Source organism: Bradyrhizobium sp. LMG 9283 (genome assembly GCF_045571415.1).
Classification (GTDB): Bacteria; Pseudomonadota; Alphaproteobacteria; order Rhizobiales; family Xanthobacteraceae; genus Bradyrhizobium.
Genome location: NZ_CP120691.1, coordinates 7067834 through 7089644, shown reverse-complemented (window position 1 = coordinate 7089644; position 21811 = coordinate 7067834). Strand labels below are relative to the sequence as shown.

The window sequence follows — 21811 nt, the reverse complement described above, 5'->3', positions numbered from 1 at the left end:
GTCGCCCGCAATGCGGCAGTACTCAAGCGGTGCTGCCGCGCGGAAATGTAAACGTTTTCATCATAAACACAACGGAGGGAATGAATGACGACTATTATTGAACCCATCGCTCCAGCCACGCCGCAAGCCATGGCGCCAGCCGCGTCCCATGAAAAACAAGTTGCCACTAAGAGCATGACCATAGCTTTAGGCGGTGGCGTAGCTCTTGAGTGGTACGACTGGACTGTCTACGGAATGATGGCTTCTTTTCTGTCGCCACTCTTCTTTCCTTCCACTGACCCGACGACGTCCCTGCTCGCCGCACTTGCCGTGTACGGCGCGGGCTTCTTCGCACGACCGGTAGGCGCAGCGATACTCGGTCCTATTGCCGATCGCATCAGCCACAAGCGGGTGATGATGATCTCCGTCACCGCGATGGCATTGTGCTCCCTGCTGATTTCCGTCTTGCCGGGTTACAAGGAGCTTGGCGTTGCGGCGGCCGTGATATTGCTGCTCGTCCGGCTCATCCAAGGGCTCGCCACAGGCGCTGAAGCGGGTGTCGCCAATGCCATTGCAATCGAACTTGCACCGCCCCGCCAGGAGGGGCGATACCTTGGTCTGATCAGTGGCACATTCATCCAGCTCGGTGTCTTCGCATCCAGTCTAGTTGCCTTTTTCGTGAGTGCGTCGGTCGCTCCCGAGACAATGCACGAATGGGCTTGGCGGCTGCCCTTTGCCGTCGGCGGAGCGCTCGGCCTGCTGATCATCTATTTGCGCAGCAAACTGCCAGAGACCTTAATCAAGAACGTCATGCATCGCGATGAACTGTCGCGCACTCAGGAGACCACAGGCGGCGTGTGGAAGACGCTCTGGGGCGTACGGCTTTCGCTGCTCGCGGTCATCCTGGTCGTCGGAGCGGTGCAGATCGCGAACTACGCCTGGAATGCTGGTTTACCCAACCTGGCGAACGGCGTGTTCAAGGAGAACAGCACGTGGGTGTACGGGATTACGACTCTTATGGGCGTGATCTGGATCGTCACGGCGCCCTTCGTGGGCGCCTTCGCAGACAAGATCAGACCTTCGCGCGCATTTACGTTGCTCCGGCTGCTGCTCGTGGCGTGCTTCTTCCTCACGTTGGTTTATTCCGAGAAGAGCATTTCCACGTTCTTCTTTGTGATGGTGTTCGGAGGCGCGGTCGTCGGCTTCAACATGGCTCTCTACAACTTCATCGCAACCACCCTAATGCCGCGCGCGGTGCGTACGACGGGTATCGCTGTCGGATATGCGCTCGGGGTATCACTGTTTGGCGGGACGTCACCCTATTTGCTGGTGTGGTTGCAGCATGCTCAGATGGCCTGGATGTTTCCCGTGTATGGATCTCTGATCGCGGTGCTGAGCGTGGTCGTTTATCATGTCGCAAAGAAGCGCGGTCACGTCTACATCGGCGACTGACGCCAAAGCCCTGTCGCTACACAACTCTGGTCGCTTGGAGCCCAAAAGCTTTCTTGGGAGAAAACATGTCGAGCAATGACTTCTTCGCCGCGCGCGAGCGCATGCTGATGCGCATTGCGCAAACGCGGGATGTTTCCGTAGCTGGCCTGCCACATTGGGCTCGCGCCGAGGATGGAAACTGGACGTTGACGTCGGATGGTGATTGGACCGGCGGAGCCTTCGTCGGCGAACTCTGGCTCGCCCATCTCGTCGATCCGCAGCGCTTCCCGATATCTGACGCGCATGCCGGGCTGGCCCGGATGCTGCCTCGAGCCCAACTCCGGACGGCATTCAAGGGGTTTGGCTTCTACCACGGTGCGGCGCTCGGAAGCATCCTCTTCGGGGATGAAATGGCACGCGACGCTGCGCTCACGGCAGCGAGGTCGCTGGCGCAGATGTTCGACCCGAGACTGGGCTTAATCCCGCTAGGCCAGGATGCCGAGGAGGCTAACGCTGTCGGTGCAGCCGAAAGCAGTATCGACTCCCTCCAAGCCACCGGCCTGCTTTACTGGGCCGCGGACCGGCTGGGTGACTCGTACCTGGAGGAGGTCGCTAACTCCCACATGCGGAGGGTATTGGAAATCCATGTGCGAGCCGATAACTCGGTGATCCAATCATCCACACTCGACCCGCAAACCGGTAAGGTGCTGAGAACGCACACGCATAAAGGATACAGCGATGTGAGCACTTGGGGACGTGCGCAGGGTTGGGCGATGCTCTATACCGCTCATGCGGCAATGGTTCGTCCGAAGGAGCCGTTGTGGCGCGAATATGCGGTGCGCGTGCTCGACTGGTGGATCGACCACGTCCCCACGGACTTGGTTGCGTACTGGGACTTTGATGATCCTGCAATTCCGAGTACCAGCAGGGACACCGCGGCCACTGCTATCGCCGCGGCAGCATCCTTGCGGCTCGCGTCCGCACTCGGCTGCACTGGTGGGGCCAAGTATCAAGACTTCGCGGAACGCACCGCAACCCAGCTGGTCTCGCGCTACCTGACGCCCACCGACCCAGGCGATCTGCGTCCGATCGGAATGCTCACCGGAGGATGCTTCACCCGAAAAGCCGTGGCACGGGACATCGACACAGTGCAAGATGCAGAACTGATATTTGGTAGTTACTTCCTGTTTGAGTGTCTTGTGATTCTCACCGGCCTCATGACCGTGGGTCGGATCTGACCCTATGTTCGCCCTTGAGGAACCTGGCGCGCGCCGAATGAGTCGCGCGGAGCCCGAGGCTGGGAAACGCTGTCAATCGGCCTGCAAATATTGCAGGCCGAATGACAGCGTACGGCTGGTTTACATCTTGGGGCCGGACGGCCCCTCCCGTTCGCCCGGGATCAATCAGCAGACGCGATCGGAACGAAACCGATTTGAAATCCGAAATGCGCGCCCGATCGTGGCGAAGGTCTCGCCGTCGGATTTGCAGCACCGCGCTCGATGTCGTCGACCTGGCGAGTCGTCGGATTGTATTTCGCAAACTCGACTTGAGTGAGGCCGAAATCTCTGGTGGCCATTGGCAAAGCCGGCTCGATGTCAGGGCTTCAGTCCGAAAGGGCTTCAGTCCGAAGATCCTCGCTCTACGACGAAAACGAAATTAGGAAATTTCTTCTACGGGAAATGGGATCCGCCAACAGGATCTCAGGCGCGTCGGGCATCGTCGTCTGAAATTGGATGGAGATCTCTTGGTCTGGATTGTTGACGGTCGACTCCCATTCAAAATCGACCTCGAAGCTCGTGCCGTTCCGGGTCAGTGGGAAATCCGCTTGCTTAGCGACCATGCCCGAGTAGCGGAATCGTTCGGTGATGTGCAACGTCGCGCCTGTTATCCGCGAAGCATCGGGAGGATGAACCACGACCTTCACAGGGGCCGCCTTGTAGAAGCCTGCCCGCGATCCGAGAAAATGGAAGGTCCAGTCCATTTGGATCGTGGTCCCGTCAGTCCAAGAGCTGGTTCCCCCCGAAACGAGAGACGCGGACCGCTCCTTTGTGATCACATCTCCCGAACTCATCACTGAAGACCTTCGGCTAGGCTCGGCGTCTTCGCCGATTGTATGGTCGCGGGCGCCGGCCGGCTTGAACGTGTGCTTGGAAATTCGCCTAGTCGTAGCCGCCGAACATGAAGAGCAGCAAGTTCTCGTCAAGAAGATTGACGAGAGCGTGAAACTGCCCTGGCTTCACCAAGGACAGATCGCCCGGCCTCATGATCCGGAGCTCGACGGCACGGTCGCGAGACGGGAATTGCTCCCAATCACCCATCACCATGAGCCCTCGACCCTCCATCAGCAGAAAGACTTCCTGGTTGTCGCGATGCCGATGCATTCCGATGATCGCAGCACGCTTCAGTATATGGAGATCCATATAGTCGACGGCGAAGAAATCTTCGCGGCCCTTTTTCGAAGGCTTTTGATGGTCGGCATCGAACTGCCAGTCTCTCATCACCCGACCGAGTTCTGGGGTCCATGAGGCGCCCAATTCCCCCCTCCGCTGGCTCTCGTGACCGAAATAGTTCGAATAGAGATTCCGGTATTCCAGACCGCCAACGCCGCCATGGGGGTTTTGACTTTCACCGATCGCGAAATAGCTACCCCACCCGCGAATAGCCATCGAGAATTCGTAGACGTAGTTTCTGCCCTTCGCGTTGTCCCACTTCGCGGCTGCGGCATCTGTCCAAGCCAGCTCAAGTCGCAACGGCCGGACGGGATGCATCGTGTGATTGGGAGAGCGGGCCATCATGTCTACGCCTTGCCCGGCAGCCTGAGCGGTTGCGCGGGCCTGGTCAAACAGGGGGCCGACGAATTCGTTGAGTTCTCCGTGCACTAGATCGGGACGCGCGACAAGGGAGCCGCGGGCGATGGCATCTTTTCCGCGCGGTCCCAGTTGCGCTGCCAAGTCTCCCCCGGCGTAGCCCCACAGCTCGATTTCATAGCGAGCGGATTCGATGTTGTAGGGAACGATTAAATAGTCGGATCCGGTCTCGCTCTCCCCGACTCTAAGATAGAGCCGCACGGAATCGCCCGGGAAAACGCCGTCCGGACCGACCAACGGCGCACGCGGAACGTAAGCGATGCGAAGAAAACTGCCGATCCAATTGCCGGCTTGCGCGAAGCCGCGCGTTATCTCGGTACCCGTTAACACGAAGTCGTAGAGGTTCTGCTTTTGAAAGTCCTCTTTGACGTCCTGCAAACGAGGGTCCTTATGGTCCCTATCATCTCCGGAGGGGCCAAGAAGAGCCAAGCTTTCCAGTCCGAACAGGTGCTGGAGCGTTTCCGGAAGATAGTGCTCGCGGTCGGCCTGAGGGTTGACGGCCTCGAGGATCTTTACGAGTTTCCAGATAGGATTGTTTTGATCGTAATTGGGCCGGACGTTTGGTGGAAACGTCCTTACGTTGGCGATTTCCTCATCGACAATGGACATGATCCGGCAATCTCCGAACTTCAATCATGTACTATGATAAAGGAAGGCGACGAACCGAAGTGGTTCGTCGTAAGGATTCTCGATCCCGTGAATGCCGCCGCTCTTGGTGTAGATCACGCTCCCCGGAGCTACATCTAGCTTCTTGCATGGCCTCGGATCGAGGCCGAAGATCTTACGTTCTACAACAGGGATGGTCGGATCGTCGGCAAGTGCCGGGTCGTCTCCGGCTCCCATGTACGCGATACCGCGGCCCTCGAACACGTAGTAGAGCTCTTCGCTCCCGATATGCTGATGAGTACCCTCGACTGTGTGCGGAGGGATCGTTACTTCGTGGAAGAAAACGACGGTGCCGCCAAATTCCTGCTGTAGCACCCACCTCATTTCGATGATGTTGGCTTCTCCCGCGTCCGGATTTCCCGCTTCCATCATGCCATTGCGGTACCGAACAGGCGGTATGTCGCGAACTTTTTTTACAAACCAGCCGCGTTGGAAGTCGACGCCGTAGCGGTCCTGGCGCACGGTATTTTGGTCGCTGCTCGGCTGTTGGGTGTTGGGCACCTGGACATTTCGTTGATAATAGTTGTCCCAGGCGACATCGGCGTCCGGAATGGTAGACCGGGACGGGTACGTGACATCGTTTTCGCGGAAAGCCAGGTCTACCCGTTTGAGTTTGTCGAGATCGGCAAGTGCGTCCGCGAACTTCGGTACTTTGGTGATGGGGCCATGATAACCCATCATGTCCAGCACCTGGTAGTCATGCTGCTTGCCGGCCGGCGCGTCGAGAGTTTCCCACAACTCAACCTGGAAGGCGTGAATCCACGGACAGAAATGCATCCGTACCAGCGCGTCTACCCTATTGTCGTCGACCGTCGTGAGACCGACATTGGCCATGATGTCCGGGCCCATGAACCGCCCTTTCTCCCGGACGACTTCGGCTAGGCGCCCGCCGCGAGCCTCGATCCGCAGGAAATTGCAGATCTGTAGTCCGTCAATGAATACGAAGCCTTTTAAGATGTTGCTCTCGGACTTTCCGCGTACCTCCTGCACGACATAACGATAGCGACTGCTTCGCGTCGCGTTCAGATACTGCGCGTGGTAGACGCGATCCGGAAAAAATACGACCTCGAAGATCGAATTAGTCGGATCGGCGGCGATATCGTTGAATCTCGGGTCCATCCGATCCTCAGATCGTCTTCAAATGGGAAGCTACACGGAATGCGTTTGCCTGGATCGTCAACGTTGGATTGGCGCCCCCCGATGTCGGCATGAACGAGCCGTCGGTGACATAGAGATTATCGGCATCCCAGACCCGACAATTCGGATCTAGCACTCCAAGCTCTCGGCTCGAGGCGAACCGGGCGCCGCCTAGGATGTGATTGGCGATGCGAACTGCATTGCCATAAACCGATCCCCACCCGAGTTCGGTGTACTCGGGCACGCCCTTGACCATGATCTGGTGACATACCTCGGCGAACGACTTCATCACCTGCTCGTCGTGCGGGTGAAAATTCTTGATGATGTGCCCGCACTTCCGGTTCCACTTATCCCGGACGTCCGAATGAAGCTCTATCCGATTTTCGAAGCGAGGTATCTGGTTGGCCATGAAAGCTGCAGACAGACGCGAGCCGAAGGCTCCGTTGAGCCATTGTAGTGCGGCCTCCGACGTGTGGTCCTGGGCACCCATGAACCCGCCCCAAAAGAAGTCGAGATCGGTATCGCCCTCGGTTCGCGCCATCGTGATGGGTAGGCACTGGTCAGAGGTATTGTTGTAGATGGCGCCTCCGGCCCACAATCCGTGTTCGGCCAGAAAGGCCTCCGAAGCACAAGAGTCGGTCGCGTAATCGCTATCCAGCGAGATCGACTTGTCGAACCTTTGCCCTTTGATTTGCACCTCAGCTCCGCCGAAGGCGTGTGTGAGAAAGAAGCGGCCGAGAAGGCTGCCATCCTCCTGGTAACGTACGAGTGGTGCGAAATTGTCTCGATTTTCCTCGGCCGAAAGCATCAGAAGCCGAACCGACTCGATTGCGGAGCAGGCGACGATCACGATCTTGCCGCTGACGGTGCGGAGGTCGCCGCTCGGATCGCGGTAATGGACCTTCGAGATGGTACGGCCGCTGGCTTCCAGATGAGTGACCACACAATTTGGACGAAGCTCGAGATCGTGACCTTCACGTATCGTAGGCCGGAGCAACGAGACCCAAGTATTCGATTTGTATCCGAGAGGGTCCCCGTAACGATTGACGTAGCCTACCTTAGGGTCCCCGGCCGTGCGCCCGCTGGGCGCATGGTTCTCGGTGATCACCGCGAGTGGCGTGCGATAAGTCTGTAGTCCAAGCCTCTCCATTCCCAGCCGCGCGAACTCGCTGATGGGATTGGGCGGTCGGGGAGTCTGATAGTTATCTCGGGAAAACTTCTTTGCCTGTCCAGCCACCGTGCCGTTTATGCCGATGAGATACTCGGCCTTTACATAAAAAGGCTCCAGGGCGTCGTAGTCGAATGGCCAATCGATCACGTGCTTGAGGGCGTCGCTGCCCGGATCGCCCTTGAGCTCCCGACCCTCGTTCGCCGTATTGAGCTTGAAGTCTCGTTCGGCAAAACGCAGGGAAACCGCACCGTATAATTGCGTTCCGCCGCCGACGACTTGGGCGGTGTAACCTTCGATCGTGATCTTGGACCCGTCTTCCGGACGATCTACGTTCGTGAAGACGTGAGGTTCATCGTTGAGATCGGGTTCGACGTGACTGGTGAAGAAACTTGCGCCGGTGTTGACCATGCCCGGTGTAGTGATGATCCGTTCCGGGCCGGCATTGAACATCTCGTCGCGCTTGAAATCGCTCAGCCTGCCGGGACCGCGTTCGTCCTGAGTACGTAGGAGGGGACCCTTTTCGAGCACCAGAACTGATCTGTTCGCCCTTGCGAGTTCGTAAGCGATCGGCGCGCCGCCGGCGCCGCTGCCGATCACCACCACGTCGAATTGATCGCGTAACTCGGCCATGTCTAGCCTCGATATTCGCCGCTGCTGCCCAAGGGCTTCTCGATTGCGCGAGCCCAATCGAACGCGGAGACGGTCGGATCGGCGGTGGTACGATAGGTCTCACCCAAGAATGCCCAGCCGAGGCCTCCCGGATTCCCGCCGTATTTCGGATGCGAAAACGCCCCGGTCCAGGTATGCCGCCGAAGGATATAGAGAAAGTAACCTGGGTTGCCGTACGTGCTCAGATCCCAACCGTCCTTAGCTAGGTCGGGTGAGTTGCTCTTCATGTCGTCGAAGAGCTTTTTGTAGCTCGGATCGTTGACGTCGGCCGGTTCGATATTGGGATAACGTCGTTTGATGACCCTATAAATCATCGGCAGGCATAACTTGTATGAATGAAGATGGTGACGCTCTTCACGCGCTAGAATATTGTCGATGTAATTGGCGACGCCGACCGGAATGTCCAACCGGAAGAAGTGCGCCACGTTGCCGTCGTTCAGGCCTCGTTCGATGAGATTGCGCGTCTCTCGCCCTTGAAAGGGTAACAGCGCCGAGGTCATGCGGCCGATCAGCGCCATTTCCCAGCGCTCGAGGTTGATCGGTTCGTTGTAGGTCCATGTCCAAAAGCACGACCACGACTCGTTTTGAGGGGTGGTCATGACCTGCGGATTGATCGGGTCGAGTTGCGCTTGATTGCCAACGATGAACCGATAGCGGTGTCGGCGCCCCCTTGGCACTCTTATCGTCAAAGAAAGATAGTCGCTGTCGCCGACAGGCTTTAGCGCCGTCGGCATATGTAGACCAAGACAGGGGGTCAGAAGCCGGACGGTAACGTCCCGCCCTCGATATACAAAAGTGACATGATTGTGCTCGGAGGCATCCTTGTCGCCGCTATCGTCCGCGTCGACGATCGGAAAGCGCCAGGATTCGCTTATGCGGGCTCTGGGAAGTCCCGCATCCAAACCGAAGAAGCTGTGGCGGTCGTCGATGTTGTCCCGTGCCAGGTATTTGGCGCAGTGGTTGAGAACCCAGTCGGACTCTTTGTCGACGACAATGGCCAGCATGATCTCATCTCCGCCGAAAATAATCACACAATGTTTGGTTCTCGTCTAGGTAGCGAATTTGTGTAAGACTAAATACTCTTCCGAGTGGAGGCCGTGATGACAGCGAGCCAGATGCACATCGGTCCGGGTACGCCGATGGGGTCTACTTTGGTCGGCGGGGGATGCGCCTTCCGCATTTGGGCACCGCGCGCTCGAGAAGTTTACGTGCTCGGCGATTTCAATGACTGGCAGAAATCGGACGCCGCTTTGCTCGTCAATAATCAAGGCCATTGGACCGGCTTCCTCCCCAACGCGCGGAAAGGCCAACATTATAAGTATTGGGTCGTAGGCCCGGGCTCCACGGGGTTCAAGCGAGATCCCTATGCGCGCGAACTCGAAGGAGTCTTCTGGAACTGTGTGATTTGCGATCCGCTGGACTATCCATGGCATGATGCCGGATTTCGGCCTCCCGCGTTCGAAGAGCTGATCATCTATCAGTTTCATGTCGGGACGTACTACGCGACCAACGAGCATCGTGTTGATGCGAGGGCGGGCAGGGGAGCTCGTTTCCTAGACGTGCTCGACCGGGTGGAATATCTGGCCGAGCTTGGCGTGACTGCAGTGCAGCCTCTGCCCATCGTTGAATTCGTGACGAGATTTAGCCAGGGGTACAACGGCACCGACTACTTCTCTCCCGAATTTGCCTACAGCGTCGCCGACGACGAATTGGACCGGTATTTGGCGATCGCGAATAAGTTGTTGGCGGCGCGTGGGAAATCGCCGTTGAAGCGTGAAAACCTTGAAGGAGGCGCCAGCCAGCTCCGTGTGCTGGTCGATGTTCTGCATGTGTACGGCATCGCCGTGATTTTGGACGTCGTCTATAACCATGCCGGCGGTGAGTTTGGCGACGAGAGCTTGTTTTTCGTCGATCGGCTTCCCTATGGAGACAACAACAACAGCCTCTATTTCACGGATCAGGGGTGGGCCGGCGGCCTGGTTTTCGCGTACTGGAACGACGGTGTCAGGCAATTCCTGATCGACAATGCCAGGTTCTTCATGGAGGAATTCCATATCGACGGCTTCCGTTACGATGAGGTGAGCGTCATCGATCGGTTTGGAGGCTGGTCATTCTGCCAATCGCTGACTCAGACATTGAAGTTCGCAAAGCCATCGGCGATCCAGATCGCCGAGTTCTGGAACCCGCACAAGGAGTTTGCGGTAAAGTCCGTGGGGGACGGCGGCGCGGGCTTCGACTTGGTCTGGGATGATCGGATTCGCGACGCCGTGCGCTCCGCGCTGGGACAGGCCACTGCGGGGCGGGACGCGCCGTTTTCCTGGTCGGACGTCGCGGCGGCTCTCGCGTCCGCACCGGGCTTCGACCACCCCTGGCGAGCCGTGGCTATGATCGAGAACCACGACCTTCTGCTGGCGTCCCACTCGGAGGGAGACAAAAAGCCGAGGATTGCGGCGACCGCCGATCCCAGTAATTCCCGATCTTGGTACGCTCGCAGCCGGGCCCGGGTGGCAGCGGGACTACTCATGACTGGGCCGGGCGTCCCGATGCTCTTCATGGGGCAGGAATTTCTGGAAGACAAATATTGGAGCGACTCCACGGAGCAGCCCAATCTTCTAATCTGGTGGGACGGCCTGGCGGCGGATCGGGCCATGTCGGACTATCTGCGCTTCATGCGGGACCTGATCGCTCAGCGGCGACACGAGGTCGCACTTCGGCGGGGCCGGATAAATGTCTATCACTCCTCTGATGCGACCCGCGTTCTCGCCTTTCATCGATGGATAGATGGTTCGGGCGAGGACGTGGTGGTGGTAGCCTCCCTGAGCGAGGTCACCTACTACCGCTACAAGGTGGGTTTTCCACGGGCCGGCCGCTGGACCGAAACCTTCAATTCCGACGTTTACGACGGCTGGGTCAATCCGATGACGGCGGGCAATGGAGGCGCCATCGAAGCATATGATGGTGGCATGCACGGTCTGCCCGCCAGCGCCGATCTCGTGGTGCCGGCCAATGGATTTCTTATCTTCAGGTTCTCCGCGGCCTGACCCTGCGCTAAACTGGCCACTCACCGCTGAGCCGACTTGGATTTTCCGAGCAGAAAGTTTTGATCAGCGTGAGCGAGGACCGCTGGTCGCTTCAACACAAGGTACATGGACCGGTGTCGAACTGCTTGCACGCGGGAGCGCCTTGATACCAGGGATCCTTCGGTACCTCGCGGGTTGGGTCAGGGTTCTGTTTGAAGGCGGAGTAAAGAGTAACGAACCTGTCAAAGTGCGCATCATTGCCCGCGCCGAAACCCTCTCCCTGCGATGTCAGATCGGCGATGCCCTTCAGCGCTTCTTCCCGGGTTGTGACGGACCCAACCAAAACGTCCGACAACTGATTTTTCCAGGGCTCCCCACCTTCGCGGTCGGCCGGATTGGTCACCGGAAATGGCCGGACGTGCCAATCCTTCGGGCATTCCTTGATGACGTCTTCGAAGGGAAAGTCGCGCCACGGCTCATTCGGAAGCGGCTCGTCGGTCGGGCGCAGTAGCCAATAGATCTTCGTATACAACAATCCGACCCGCGCGGGTGTCACGCCGGCCGACTTGCGAGCCGCATCGAGTATTTCCGGGAGCAAGGGCCGCTCCTCGGGATCGACGTGTTCGTCGTCCGGCCTTTCGCAGGCGGTGAATTTGGCGATTACCTCAGCGGTGACTTTTTCGAGCTTGAAAGGAAAGGGATCGAACAATCGGTCGAGATTGGCGTCGTAACGGCCCAAGTGAATAGGAGCATCGAGAGCCGTCAGCAGATTGAGCACCGTCAGGAGGTGTCCCATCTCCTCGATCGCGATCGAACTCAATTCGTCCCGAGATTTCTTTGCTTCGTAGGAAGCATAGAGATACTGAACCATCAAGCCGTGCTCGACGGTGACGGCGAACTTGACCAATCCTTTCAGGTCGTCGAGAGGTGTCTTCGCGCCGACGATGCTCGGAAGTCCCAGTAAACGAATTGCTTCTTTAAGTGAGTATGTCTCCGGGACGGCAGCGGGCTCGACCGAGAACGTCCGTGGCTGGACTTCCGCTGGAAGCGGGCGGCCGGCCATGGGACGAAAATCGAGCGTCAAGGCGGAAGATAGGCGGTCGGCGAATGTCGGTTCGCGGAGCTGGGGACGGCGCCACGCCGATTGCACGTTGTTACGATAAAGCTCGCGATCTTCATCCATTCAACCGATAGTAGAGCGGGTGTGGCTCGCTTGTCCAGAAAGGCGGCCATCCGAAAACAATGCGTTTGCTGCGTCCAGATGCCGCGGCGCACAAGCAGCGTTGGTTTTGCAGTGCATCGCCTTCGAAAAATTGGACCCTGTCCCAACATCCCGGAGTTGAGAAAGGCCGGAGATCGGCGCGTCGCAGGTACACGCTTGTGGCGCGGACTCGCTTAGCCGTAGGTGTGCGGCGCGCCCGAGGCGCCGGCGGCGAGCCTATATCTAAGTAGGCGAAAGAATGCCGATGGCAATCGGACGGTCCATATGGGCTCTTGAGGCCTATTCAGGCGCTCAGCGTACAAGAATACGCTGAGCACCGCCATTGCTACGATATGTTCGGTCTGTACGGCCAAAGAGATCATCATTATGGCCCAGCAGGCTCCGCAGCACCAAATGCCCTGCATGACCCCGAATCTGAAAACGGATAGATCTGCAGCTACGCCGTTCGGGACGAGCGGCGGTTGAGTGTGGCAGCCGTTTAGACAAAGTTGTTTCGCCGGCGAGCATTGCCAAGTGAAAGCGATGACTAACACGATCGCGACGGTCACATTCGGCGTGGAGAATGCGGTACGGATAGCGACTATTGTCGCTGCGATAGGCAATCCGAAGACGATCCAAACCAAGCAATAACCGATCAGGAAGACCGCGACCGCGCGGAGGCGTCGGTACGGGAGGCTTCTTGCTCTCACGTGAGCAGTCGGCCCGCCAAGCATCGGCGCCATCATAGCTACCACCATCAATACCCATTCCCAGAGAAGGGCAGGAAAACCGGCCGCGGCTGCGACCGAGAAGCGATCTAGCGAAAACGCCGACCAAGTCGCAGCGCTGCAGATTTCTAGAATGTCTGAGGGGCGGGATCCCAACAAAAGGATCGCCCAGGCAACAATCGATGCGATGACTAGCGGGATGCGGGACCGCATCCGCTCCCGAGCCGCAGGCGTCACGGCAGCCCCTCATTCCCCTTGTCGCACGATACTTATCCGGCCTACCTTTACTTCGGCCGAAGCTTTGACCGGAGCGACAGGCTCCAGGCGAACGCCAATCTTGGTAAGATCGGTGTCGACCGAACTAGCGGCCTCTGAAAAGGCCTTTGTGATGTTCAGAACATAAGAGAGACCATTGCCGACGTGTCCGGCCTCCGGCTCAGTTGCTTTCGTGACTCCGAACAATCCGATACTGCCGACAGGCCGCTCGATGGCGGTTGTGCCGCTCTTCGCCGGAAATTGAACGTACACCTGCAGGACAGTCGCGTCCGAATAGCCCCTGACATTCTCCAAATTGAGCAAGACCTTCTCGGCCTTCGCTCCGGGCGCCGGACCGGCAGCCAATTTTCCGGCCACCTTTGCACCCATGGTGGGGTCAAGGTCGACCGATGTCTCTGCTCCGCTCCCGGTAACAGGAAGCGGCAGTTGGCTGGCACCTACAAGTTCGACCGAGCCTCGGCTGCTTCCTTTGGACTGCGCCATTGCACCCGCTCCCGTAGCACCGCCGCCACCGGGTGGCGGCCCACCGGCAGGACCAGCCGCCATGCCGGCAGTCCCTCCGGCAGGCGCGCCTGCCGGTGTAAAGTCGTCGTAAGTATACTCCAATTCCTGGAAGTCTGACATTTCGCCGGGCGTAAATTCCCACGGCGTACCGTCCGGACGCGGCACGACGAAAGCGTGTTGTCCCAAACTAGCTGGACCATCTCGCCAACTCGCCTCTTCTGGATCTTGGTTGTTGGGGTCTGTGCGCCTCCAAACCTCCCACAGCCGATCGATGTTGGCGTGATGCAGCCAAAATATAGGGTCGAGACCCGCCGTCTGCGGCGCAGACATTAGCCCTGGCAGAGGTCTGGGGTTCCCCGGGAATTCCTTCTCGCCTCCGACGAGGCCGTGAACCTGGTCGTGCGGTTGACCCTCGAGATCGCCGTGTACGTCGCCGTTATGCTCGAAACCCGTATCGACCCCACCAAAGCCAGGATCGCCGCCGCTTGCCACGCCGGTGAACTCGGAAATCGTGAGCGCATCCAAATTGACTGCTTGAAGCGGGATGAAGACTCTTCCCGGGTGCCGCGGATCGGGGCCCCAACGTTGCTCCACGAACAGCGGGTTTGTTCCGTTCCCATCTGGCCAGTTGGGACTAGCGAATGCGGGCGGAAGGTTGTTCTGGCCGGGTTTAAAGTAATTCCAGTAAGGCAAAGTCCAATCTTCGGGACCACCAAGCCCTTTGATGGTGGCTCTGATGAGCTGCTCGAAGCCGATCAGATAACCGCGGTGCCACGGAAGGAAGTACCAACTTCCGTGTTGGCATTGTAGCCAATAGCGATCGAAATCCGCTTCGGCCGGCACTTCCTCATTGTTAGCCTTGTATCGGTAAAATTCCCAAAGGCCTTCGTGATATCCGTGCATCCCCGCCCAGAAACGCCAACTGGTGCGATCGGTCAATCCTTTCAGCCTCAACGCTGCAACTGCTCGCGCGTACCAAAGAATTGTAGGAGCCCAATCATTTCCGAGCTCCCAGACGTTGCGCCGGATGTTCATGCCGTCTTTCCCCTGTCTGACTCACAAAGTACCGGTTCGTTGTTTGGATGTTTAATCGAGCTTGATCGTCCGCTGATCCACGGTGCGGCTCTGAAATCCTGCATTCTGCGTAACGCGTACTTCCAGCTCCGAGGCGCCCGGAAACTGGTTTTTGTCGACGACGAAGTCCGGGGTTGGTTGTCCCACTGCAAGCGTTTGCCACTGGTCGGCATTATCGGGCTTTGCCTGAACCATGTAACTGACGCCCGCACGGCTATCGATGCTGGTCGTCCCAACCGAAAGCTTGCTAGAGTCTCCGGGCAGAGGAAGGCCAAAGGTTGCGGTCTCACGGAACTGGTGATCAACCGCCTCCTGCGCGCCGGCGTGGAAGGTGTCGACTGCCTTCCCCTGGTATTCGAGTTCGATCTCGGATAACGCGTCGCTCACCACGATATCCTGCTGAATAATAGCTCGATGAGGCTGTTCGTTTTCTAGGCAAGCCTCGAATCTTAGCTCCGGCTGCACCCGTCCGATTTCTTTTCCAGCGGCATCTTTGAGCACTAATCTGACTTGTTTGTCCGCCGCATCGGGCCCTGCCTGCTCGACGGAGCTAGTGCGCTTTTTCGCCGGAAGCACGTAGCGAATTCGCCCCTCGCCAGTCGCGGTGTCGATATTTGCGACGACATGGGCAAACTTGTCGATCTCGGTCTCAGCCATTGCGATGTCCCTTTCTGCAAGTCACCACGGTGCCCAACGCATCAGCCGACAGGCGCAAATTGCTCGTCTTCTTCTTTCAACCGGATCCGGATCGCCTCGAAGGTGTAGGCACAAAGCCACTGCCTGTCGGCATAAGTCATCACATCGTGATGACCGACGCCCGCAAGGGCCTGCAGTGGCATGCCCAAGGCGGGATCGCCCAGATCGTAGCCAACGAATTTTCGGTCAGCATTCGATAGTTGGCCATTCTGAAAAGGGAACGCAGGGTCGGATGCGTCTTGCTGTCCCGGAGGATAGCCTGGGTGATAACGCCCAAAAGTATGCCCTAGTTCATGGGCGCCGTACCAATCGGCATACGAAAGGTCGGCGTCGCCAGCGAAGCCCTTCGGCACCCCACACGGTGCGGAAGCGACGGTATCGGGCTGCGGGGTCGCTGGGATTCCCATCGCGCGCCCCCGCATGAAGTTTGCGCCGTTGGCGTCGTCAACCAGTGCGACGTAATGCGTGCGTGGATCGGTGCCGCTGTTGATTTCGGTGCTCCGAATAGCGGCGATCTGCATGTTGGCGTCTAAGACCGTGTCGTTGTTGAACGGTGCAGTGAAGTTGGCGTCCACCACGATCTGAGACCAGATGACCGATGGTACAGGATAAGCTCGCTCGAGATAAGATCGGAAATACGCGAAATGCACGGCGTCGGGTGTATAAGTCTTCCCGGCACCGTCGCGGTATCGCAATCCGATGCACCGGATTCGCAGAGGCGGAGCCGGAACGAACTTGATCGGGACCGTGCGAGTGCCGGTAAGGGGCAGATCGTCGCCCCCCGCTTGCGTGACCCGATTGACTTCAATGATCAGAGAGCCGGCACGAGTGGCTGAATCAGGCAGGCGGAAGTTGAGGCTCTTCGTGATCGTCTCACGTTTGTCGGCGATTGCCGCCCCATCTGTTGGATCGAGTATGAGCTCATTCATTGCCGGTACGAACGTTGCCGGTCCTTGCCCGCTCGTCCTCAGGGTAATCTCGCCGCGCAATCTGGTCTCGGAGGCAACGCCTGATTGGGCGATATAGACCCTTACCATCGTAGCCTTGTTAGCAATGAGCGTGACGGAATTGTCGACGCTTTGGATGGCTTGACAGACTTCTATCGCTTCGACGGCCAGCGCGGCTGGTCCGGGTCCGGCGAACGCGATTGTCGGCGGCGCATCTGATTGAACTCTGGCATAAGGATGGTCGGATTTGCGCGACGTCTTGTCCTGCGGCATCCCCAGCTTCCTGGTCATGGCCAACTTCCCCCTTGCAAACCGTCACGGGAGAAAGTTTACTATACATCCTAATGATTGTGTAGAGAATTTACTGCACGCGGTCCGCTGAGTACTTTTTGTCCGAAATGAATTGTTCTCGCGTAGGTCATCGACATCCAGCTTCCCTGTTTGAATCATCTGCCGATAAGTCAGTGATTGGTACATAAATAAAAGTTATCGATAGGCGCTTCTCAGCGGCGCACTCTCATAAGTAACGATTGAGTTGATGAACTCTGACAAAGCTGATCCGTGCATCGCCGACTTTGCCGAGCACACTCGACACCTCTTTGTCGATGTGGCGCAAGCGAGCGATATCGCTAAGGGCGCGCGACCTGCCCGTAGAGCGGTCTTCCGAAAGACTCACGGGATTGCATCTGCTCGAATGATACTTGACCCATCGAGACCTTACGAAGTGCGCGCGGGCATCTTCATCGGCGACGCGTACGACTTGTGGGTTCGTTTTTCCAGCGATGTAGCGCCGGATTCGGACGATGCGGAGAACGGTACGATCGGAATTGGCATGAAGCTATTCGGAGTTAGTCCGCCGTCGCTCGCCGCTATTGATCCGAATGCACCCACGGCAGACATTCTATTGCAAAATCACGATGTATTCTTCGTCGACACTGGCCACGACATGTGCGTTTTCACCGATCTCGCCTTAAAGGGCAGAATCGATGACTGGTTTAAGGATCATCCCGAAACGAAGCAGATATTGGTCGATATGGCCAAGCACGAAGAGAGTGTGCTTACGGCCACCTACTGGAGTGTTTTGCCCTATGATTGTGGAAGTGCAGGGCCGGTAAAATATCGGCTCCGGCCGTTGCAAGCAGAGCCGAGTAGGGCGCCGGCTGACGACCCGAACCGCCTGCGCAAGGATCTCGCCGAGCGGCTTCTCGCTGGGACCGCGGCGTTTTCGTTCGATATCCAGATGCCAAAAGCCGGGACAACCCTTCCGACGGACAGAGCGACGATGCGTTGGGAAGAAGCCGACGCTCCCTTTCTGTCCATTGGCTGCATTGAGTTTCCAAGACAAGATATCCGGGCGGAGGGGCAGGCGAGCTACGGCGACAATCTGACCTTCGCTCCCTGGCGCGTTCCGGTCGCAAACCAACCTCTAGGGTCCATCGCGGAGTCCAGGCGATCGGCATACCCCTCGTCGGCCGCCGCACGCCACTTCGTCAACGGTGTACCTGACTCCGAACCGCACGAACCGAGGAGGGCCTGAGCTTTACGACCATTTGGGGGCGCAATGCCACAGAAGCCGATCGAATCCATCAAGACTTAGCCGCCGTTGGGCATCGCCCGCGTGGGCAATGCCCCGGGACCGGACGACTATGTCGTCGGTCCCGAGGTCATCGGGGCGCCAGCAACGCTACAGGAGATGCGCGCCTGCGGCCGTCAAAACCTGACAATCGCAGCCGATCTCTTCAAGCAGGCGGTTGCCGGAGAGCTGCAATCGCGCCATGTCGAGCCGATCGATTGGTGCTTCGGTTTGTGCGCGCCATCAGAGGCTCCCTCAGATCGCTGCTTCGTATTCGAAACAGAGGACGCAACAACGACGGCAGCGGAGAAGGCGCCGGCACTGTCGGTGTCGCGTTTGCCGGTCGGCAGACCGCACCACTGCGACCGGCAACCCCGTCGAGGTGAGCGGAATCGACGATCCGCAGCCGGCGCCCCTCCGATTGTTTGCGGACCGCAACCTCGCGCATGCCGTGGCGGATGCGCACCTCGCCGGCTGCAACCGTCACCGCCACGCGCGCGTCGATCAGCCGTCACGGCACCGAGTAGCTGTTCGTGTCGATCTCGACGGCACATCCTTGCCGACGACGCGGGTCAGTTCGCGCAACGATCCGAACGACGGCTGCCCGCCGAGCGGCTTCAACCGGTGTGCCTCGTCACGCGCAAAGCGAGCCCATCGGCGCCTTGCCGGTCGTGCCGTGGATACGCACGTTCGTCACCTCACGCTCCCACTCAGCGAGATGCGCCTCGAATGCTTCCCAGCTCTCGAAGCAATGCCCCGCGATCGCGTTCTTCTTCACGTAGCCGATGCTATTGCCCGTCTTGCCCTTCGTACGCGCCCGATATGGCGCGCAGGCGCGAGGCGGAAGCCCCAGTGCTTCGCGAACGCGATGAGCTTGTCGTTAAACTGAACCGACCGGCTCACCGCGTCATGGCGCACGAGAGCGCGTGGATTGTCCATCAGCACGTCCTCCGGTACGCCGCCGAAGGTCGGGAATGCACTCTCCAGCCCGGCGAACCAGTGCTCTTGCTTCCCGGCCCGGAACGCACGCACATGCAGCCGCCGCGAATGCCCGAGCGTCGCCACGAACACGAATGCTTTGATCTTCACTCCGCCGATCTCGACCAGACGCTCGCCGAATTCGATCTGCAGCTGCCGGCCCGGGGGCGTCTCGAACCGCGTCGTCGCCAGCGCTTCGGCCTTCAGCGCCTGACGATGGGGCTGCACGGCACGCTGCAGCGTTCGCCGGCTGACTGCCACGCTTTCCTCGGCCAAAAGGTCTTGGCGCACCACGTCCGCATTGCCGCGATGCCGAATGAACCTCTCGCGCAGCAGCCTTCAAGGCCATCGAGCCGCTTGTCCCGCTCAGGCGACTTGAACGGCTTCATCCCGCCCGCCGCCACATAGCCCGTGCACCGTGTGGTGGTTGCAGCCGAGCTGCCCCGCAATCCGCTTCACCCCGACCCGCACGCACTCAGGCGCAACATCTCGGCCACGTCATCCGGCGTCTTCATCACTTGCTCCCGTGGATCAATCCACGACGAGCCTTCCGTGATTTGTTCCTCGTTCATTCGCTCTCTCCTCGGCTATCCAAGGAGGGGGCAATTCCTCGTGACGCCGAGCAGGCGGTTTTCCATGGCGCGCGACAATCCGGTCACATTAATGACGTCGGCGCCAGATTTGGCGCCGACGTCGATGCTCACCTCTAGGCCTGGATGGCTCGAGCGGCAGTGTTGAGCTGGCCAGGACACAGCCTGTCAATCGAATTTGTAGGAGGCCTGGAAGAACGTACCCCAGCGATCCATGCTGTACTTCGCAAATGCCGGCGGGCCATCCACGCAGTTGCTGTCGCTACCTCTGCACAGAGACTCGCCCCGTCCTTTGGTCCACATGGCCCAATAGCGGCCACCGACGCCGACGCTGATGTTGTTGGTGATGAAGTAGGACAGCACGCCTTCAATCTGGATTCCGCCGCCACCATTGTCGCGTTGTTCAGCAAAGGTGGTGTCGTCGCGCAAGAGGTGATAGTCGCGGCCCTTGAAATCGGTCCAAGGCAGGTAGGCGATATCAGCGCTCACGCGCCAACGCTCGGTCAACATCGTTTCGGCGCTCAGGCCGATCCGAGGCGCATTCCATTGAGTATCCTCGCCGCCGATGACCCTGTTGTCACCCGGCCTAAGACATGAAGCAAGGGGGGGTGCCATCTGCACGCATCCCCTCGAGTCCGAGCTCTGGCCGTAATACGTCCAGCCTATAAATGCGCCGACCTTGTAGTCGGTACCGCGCAGGAAATCGTAACCGACGTCGGCCGTGTAATATGTGAACCTTCCGTTTGCTTGCCCTGATACGGTGTTGAAATACGCGCCGCCCCAATCCTCATCGTTCATGTTTCCTTTGTTGAACTGCCCGAGGCCAATATTGCTCTTGAGGAACACTCCCCAAGGGCTATCAACGCGGCCGAATAACTCTCCCGAAAGTCCGTCCAGTCCGTGATAAGTGAGCCTCGATGAGAGCATGCTGGGCTCCTGCGGCCAGCCATAGGGCACTGCGCTGTGGTCCCATTGGAATCGTCCTCGGCTGAGCCAGAGCCGCGAGCCACCTTCGAAGGACCAGCCGGTCGCGTAGGGAATGGGCGGCACCCTGGCGGGTGCCTTCGTGTATGGCGACGTAGCGTGCCATTGTGCGGCCTGCCGGTCTGCGCCAAAATGGTAGTTCAGACCAATCTTTCCGATGTGATAGTTGCTGGACAGGTTGGTCGTGTTCGGCGGCAGAATCGCAGACGGGAACTGGACTGTTGCCGCGGTCGCGACACCTGGCCCGCCAAAATGCAGATAGTCATACTCGACGTTCATCGACCATGCAGGTGTAAGGGCTTGCTCGACGCCCAGCCCGATGACGCCACCGAGACGACCATCGTCGAAATGGGTTTTCTCCTGTGGCAAGCCGCCGCCTTCATGGTTGTTGACCACATCGCCCCGATTGTTTTGCCAGGCTAGGCCTGCTTTGAGATAGGCCAGGGTGTGGCCGAGTGCACCAAAGGCGTAACCGACGCGACCGGTTCCGGTGGCAAAGAGATTCGGACCTGCCTTGCAGTTTGCGCTTACAACGAAGCCCGAAGGGGCAAGGCATGTATTTGTGCCCTCGGAGACAGCACCGCTGGCATCCAGCTCGATGCCAAACACCCAGCCGTTGTTCTGCCAGTTGTAACCGATCTGGCCACCTGCAAGGAATGCCGGGGTATCGACGATGCCGCCATAGATTGATGGACCGTATGGATTGCTGAAGGAGGTTCGGCCGTAACCCCCGCCGACGTGCCCGCCAATGTAGCCTCCAGACCAGTTCCAGACCGCCTGTGGCAGTTTAAGTTGTGGCTCAAGGTCCGCCGGCTTGGCTGCGCTGCTTGAGAGGAGCGCAATTGTTGTCGCACCACAAAAAATAATTCTCGATCGCATCAAAGTTTGTCCTGCACTTCCCAGTTCACGATCCGCCTCAAGTATCGCCGCACGACAAATCGTCGGAGCAGACCAGGCACGCGGTAACGCGCGCCAACGCCGTCCCGAAGATCACCGCACGACGATTGGTGATGATGTCCCGAACGAAGCAAACCGCGTGCCGAACTGAATTCGTATATTCTGCAGGAGTTTCCTAAGAGCGTGTCGCGTCAACTTCCTGACACTGGTCTCAAGGCTGACAGTCGAAGCGTCGATGAGAAGCACGGTCGCAGCAGATCTGGCTCGCTGTTCTGCCAACACAGAGGTCGCCCATCCGGTTTTCGTCATCTCAGGGATGAAGCACCGGACGGCGATCCCGATGGCGTATTTTCCGGGATGCGCTTGCGCGTTAGATATTGATCTTAACGGACAGCGGATCCTCAAAGAACGGCCAGCGCGACA

General features: G+C 58.6%; 15 protein-coding genes and 1 pseudogene. 4 read left to right on the top strand and 12 right to left on the bottom strand.

Features of this window, described 5'->3' with window-relative positions:
- Positions 1-84 precede the first annotated feature (84 nt).
- Positions 85-1431, top strand: coding sequence for an MFS transporter (locus P6U29_RS33160; protein ID WP_407114503.1), 1347 nt, complete (start codon positions 85-87; stop codon positions 1429-1431).
- 65 nt (positions 1432-1496) lie between these two features.
- Positions 1497-2648, top strand: a complete 1152-nt coding sequence (locus P6U29_RS33155) for a hypothetical protein (protein WP_407114502.1) — start codon at positions 1497-1499, stop codon at positions 2646-2648.
- A 401-nt stretch (positions 2649-3049) separates the two neighbouring features.
- Here the strand turns inward: P6U29_RS33155 and P6U29_RS33150 are convergent, their stop codons facing one another.
- The 5 genes from P6U29_RS33150 to P6U29_RS33130 form a co-directional block, all read right to left on the bottom strand.
- On the bottom strand, positions 3050-3391 hold the full coding sequence (locus tag P6U29_RS33150) for a hypothetical protein (RefSeq protein WP_407114501.1): 342 nt from the start codon (positions 3389-3391) through the stop codon (positions 3050-3052).
- A gap of 178 nt (positions 3392-3569) precedes the next feature.
- Entirely contained in the window at positions 3570-4886 is a 1317-nt protein-coding gene (locus P6U29_RS33145) for a hypothetical protein (protein ID WP_407114500.1), read from the bottom strand.
- A gap of 24 nt (positions 4887-4910) precedes the next feature.
- Positions 4911-6062 carry a cupin domain-containing protein gene (locus tag P6U29_RS33140; protein ID WP_407114499.1) on the bottom strand — a complete coding sequence of 384 codons (1152 nt, stop codon included), beginning with the start codon at positions 6060-6062 and terminating at the stop codon, positions 4911-4913.
- 7 nt (positions 6063-6069) lie between these two features.
- Positions 6070-7881 carry a GMC oxidoreductase gene (locus tag P6U29_RS33135; protein WP_407114498.1) on the bottom strand — a complete coding sequence of 604 codons (1812 nt, stop codon included), beginning with the start codon at positions 7879-7881 and terminating at the stop codon, positions 6070-6072.
- A 2-nt stretch (positions 7882-7883) separates the two neighbouring features.
- A complete protein-coding gene (locus P6U29_RS33130) occupies positions 7884-8924 on the bottom strand; it encodes a hypothetical protein (protein WP_407114497.1) in 1041 nt (346 codons plus the stop codon).
- A 96-nt stretch (positions 8925-9020) separates the two neighbouring features.
- Between P6U29_RS33130 and P6U29_RS33125 the strand changes: the two genes are divergently transcribed.
- Positions 9021-10961 carry an alpha amylase C-terminal domain-containing protein gene (locus tag P6U29_RS33125; RefSeq protein ID WP_407114496.1) on the top strand — a complete coding sequence of 647 codons (1941 nt, stop codon included), beginning with the start codon at positions 9021-9023 and terminating at the stop codon, positions 10959-10961.
- 91 nt (positions 10962-11052) lie between these two features.
- On the opposite strand, the gene P6U29_RS33120 is transcribed toward P6U29_RS33125, so the two are convergent.
- From P6U29_RS33120 to P6U29_RS33100, 5 genes are all read right to left on the bottom strand, one after another.
- Complete coding sequence (locus P6U29_RS33120; RefSeq protein ID WP_407114495.1) at positions 11053-12123, bottom strand: ferritin-like domain-containing protein; 1071 nt, start codon at positions 12121-12123, stop codon at positions 11053-11055.
- Positions 12124-12335: 212 nt separating this feature from the next.
- Positions 12336-13082 carry a DUF2182 domain-containing protein gene (locus P6U29_RS33115; protein WP_407119475.1) on the bottom strand — a complete coding sequence of 249 codons (747 nt, stop codon included), beginning with the start codon at positions 13080-13082 and terminating at the stop codon, positions 12336-12338.
- A gap of 33 nt (positions 13083-13115) precedes the next feature.
- Entirely contained in the window at positions 13116-14684 is a 1569-nt protein-coding gene (locus P6U29_RS33110) for a tyrosinase family protein (RefSeq protein ID WP_407114494.1), read from the bottom strand.
- A 51-nt stretch (positions 14685-14735) separates the two neighbouring features.
- Positions 14736-15380 (bottom strand): hypothetical protein, encoded by a 645-nt coding sequence (locus P6U29_RS33105; RefSeq protein ID WP_407114493.1) that lies wholly within the window; start codon positions 15378-15380, stop codon positions 14736-14738.
- A 41-nt stretch (positions 15381-15421) separates the two neighbouring features.
- Positions 15422-16657, bottom strand: a complete 1236-nt coding sequence (locus P6U29_RS33100; RefSeq protein ID WP_407114492.1) for a hypothetical protein — start codon at positions 16655-16657, stop codon at positions 15422-15424.
- A 247-nt stretch (positions 16658-16904) separates the two neighbouring features.
- Here P6U29_RS33100 and P6U29_RS33095 point away from each other — a divergent pair, with 247 nt between their 5' ends.
- The gene (locus tag P6U29_RS33095) at positions 16905-17903 is read left to right on the top strand and encodes a hypothetical protein (RefSeq protein WP_407114491.1); all 999 of its coding nucleotides are present in this window, start codon (positions 16905-16907) and stop codon (positions 17901-17903) included.
- Positions 17904-18219: 316 nt separating this feature from the next.
- On the opposite strand, the pseudogene istA reads toward P6U29_RS33095, so the two are convergent.
- Both istA and P6U29_RS33085 read right to left on the bottom strand, forming a co-directional pair.
- Positions 18220-19489: pseudogene (gene istA, locus P6U29_RS33090) on the bottom strand (IS21 family transposase); the annotation flags it as partial.
- Between the two features lie 186 nt (positions 19490-19675).
- Positions 19676-21370: an outer membrane beta-barrel protein gene (locus P6U29_RS33085; protein WP_407114490.1), complete on the bottom strand. Its 1695-nt coding sequence runs from the start codon at positions 21368-21370 to the stop codon at positions 19676-19678.
- Positions 21371-21811: the final 441 nt, after the last annotated feature.

Coding starts and splice junctions, on each gene's coding strand:
- P6U29_RS33160 (WP_407114503.1), top strand. CDS start 85: ATGACGACTATTATTGAACCCATCGCTCCAGCCACGCCGCAAGCCATG.
- P6U29_RS33155 (WP_407114502.1), top strand. CDS start 1,497: ATGTCGAGCAATGACTTCTTCGCCGCGCGCGAGCGCATGCTGATGCGC.
- P6U29_RS33150 (WP_407114501.1), bottom strand. CDS start 3,391: ATGGACTGGACCTTCCATTTTCTCGGATCGCGGGCAGGCTTCTACAAG.
- P6U29_RS33145 (WP_407114500.1), bottom strand. CDS start 4,886: ATGTCCATTGTCGATGAGGAAATCGCCAACGTAAGGACGTTTCCACCA.
- P6U29_RS33140 (WP_407114499.1), bottom strand. CDS start 6,062: ATGGACCCGAGATTCAACGATATCGCCGCCGATCCGACTAATTCGATC.
- P6U29_RS33135 (WP_407114498.1), bottom strand. CDS start 7,881: ATGGCCGAGTTACGCGATCAATTCGACGTGGTGGTGATCGGCAGCGGC.
- P6U29_RS33130 (WP_407114497.1), bottom strand. CDS start 8,924: ATGCTGGCCATTGTCGTCGACAAAGAGTCCGACTGGGTTCTCAACCAC.
- P6U29_RS33125 (WP_407114496.1), top strand. CDS start 9,021: ATGACAGCGAGCCAGATGCACATCGGTCCGGGTACGCCGATGGGGTCT.
- P6U29_RS33120 (WP_407114495.1), bottom strand. CDS start 12,123: ATGGATGAAGATCGCGAGCTTTATCGTAACAACGTGCAATCGGCGTGG.
- P6U29_RS33115 (WP_407119475.1), bottom strand. CDS start 13,082: ATGCGGTCCCGCATCCCGCTAGTCATCGCATCGATTGTTGCCTGGGCG.
- P6U29_RS33110 (WP_407114494.1), bottom strand. CDS start 14,684: ATGAACATCCGGCGCAACGTCTGGGAGCTCGGAAATGATTGGGCTCCT.
- P6U29_RS33105 (WP_407114493.1), bottom strand. CDS start 15,380: ATGGCTGAGACCGAGATCGACAAGTTTGCCCATGTCGTCGCAAATATC.
- P6U29_RS33100 (WP_407114492.1), bottom strand. CDS start 16,657: ATGACCAGGAAGCTGGGGATGCCGCAGGACAAGACGTCGCGCAAATCC.
- P6U29_RS33095 (WP_407114491.1), top strand. CDS start 16,905: ATGAACTCTGACAAAGCTGATCCGTGCATCGCCGACTTTGCCGAGCAC.
- P6U29_RS33085 (WP_407114490.1), bottom strand. CDS start 21,370: ATGCGATCGAGAATTATTTTTTGTGGTGCGACAACAATTGCGCTCCTC.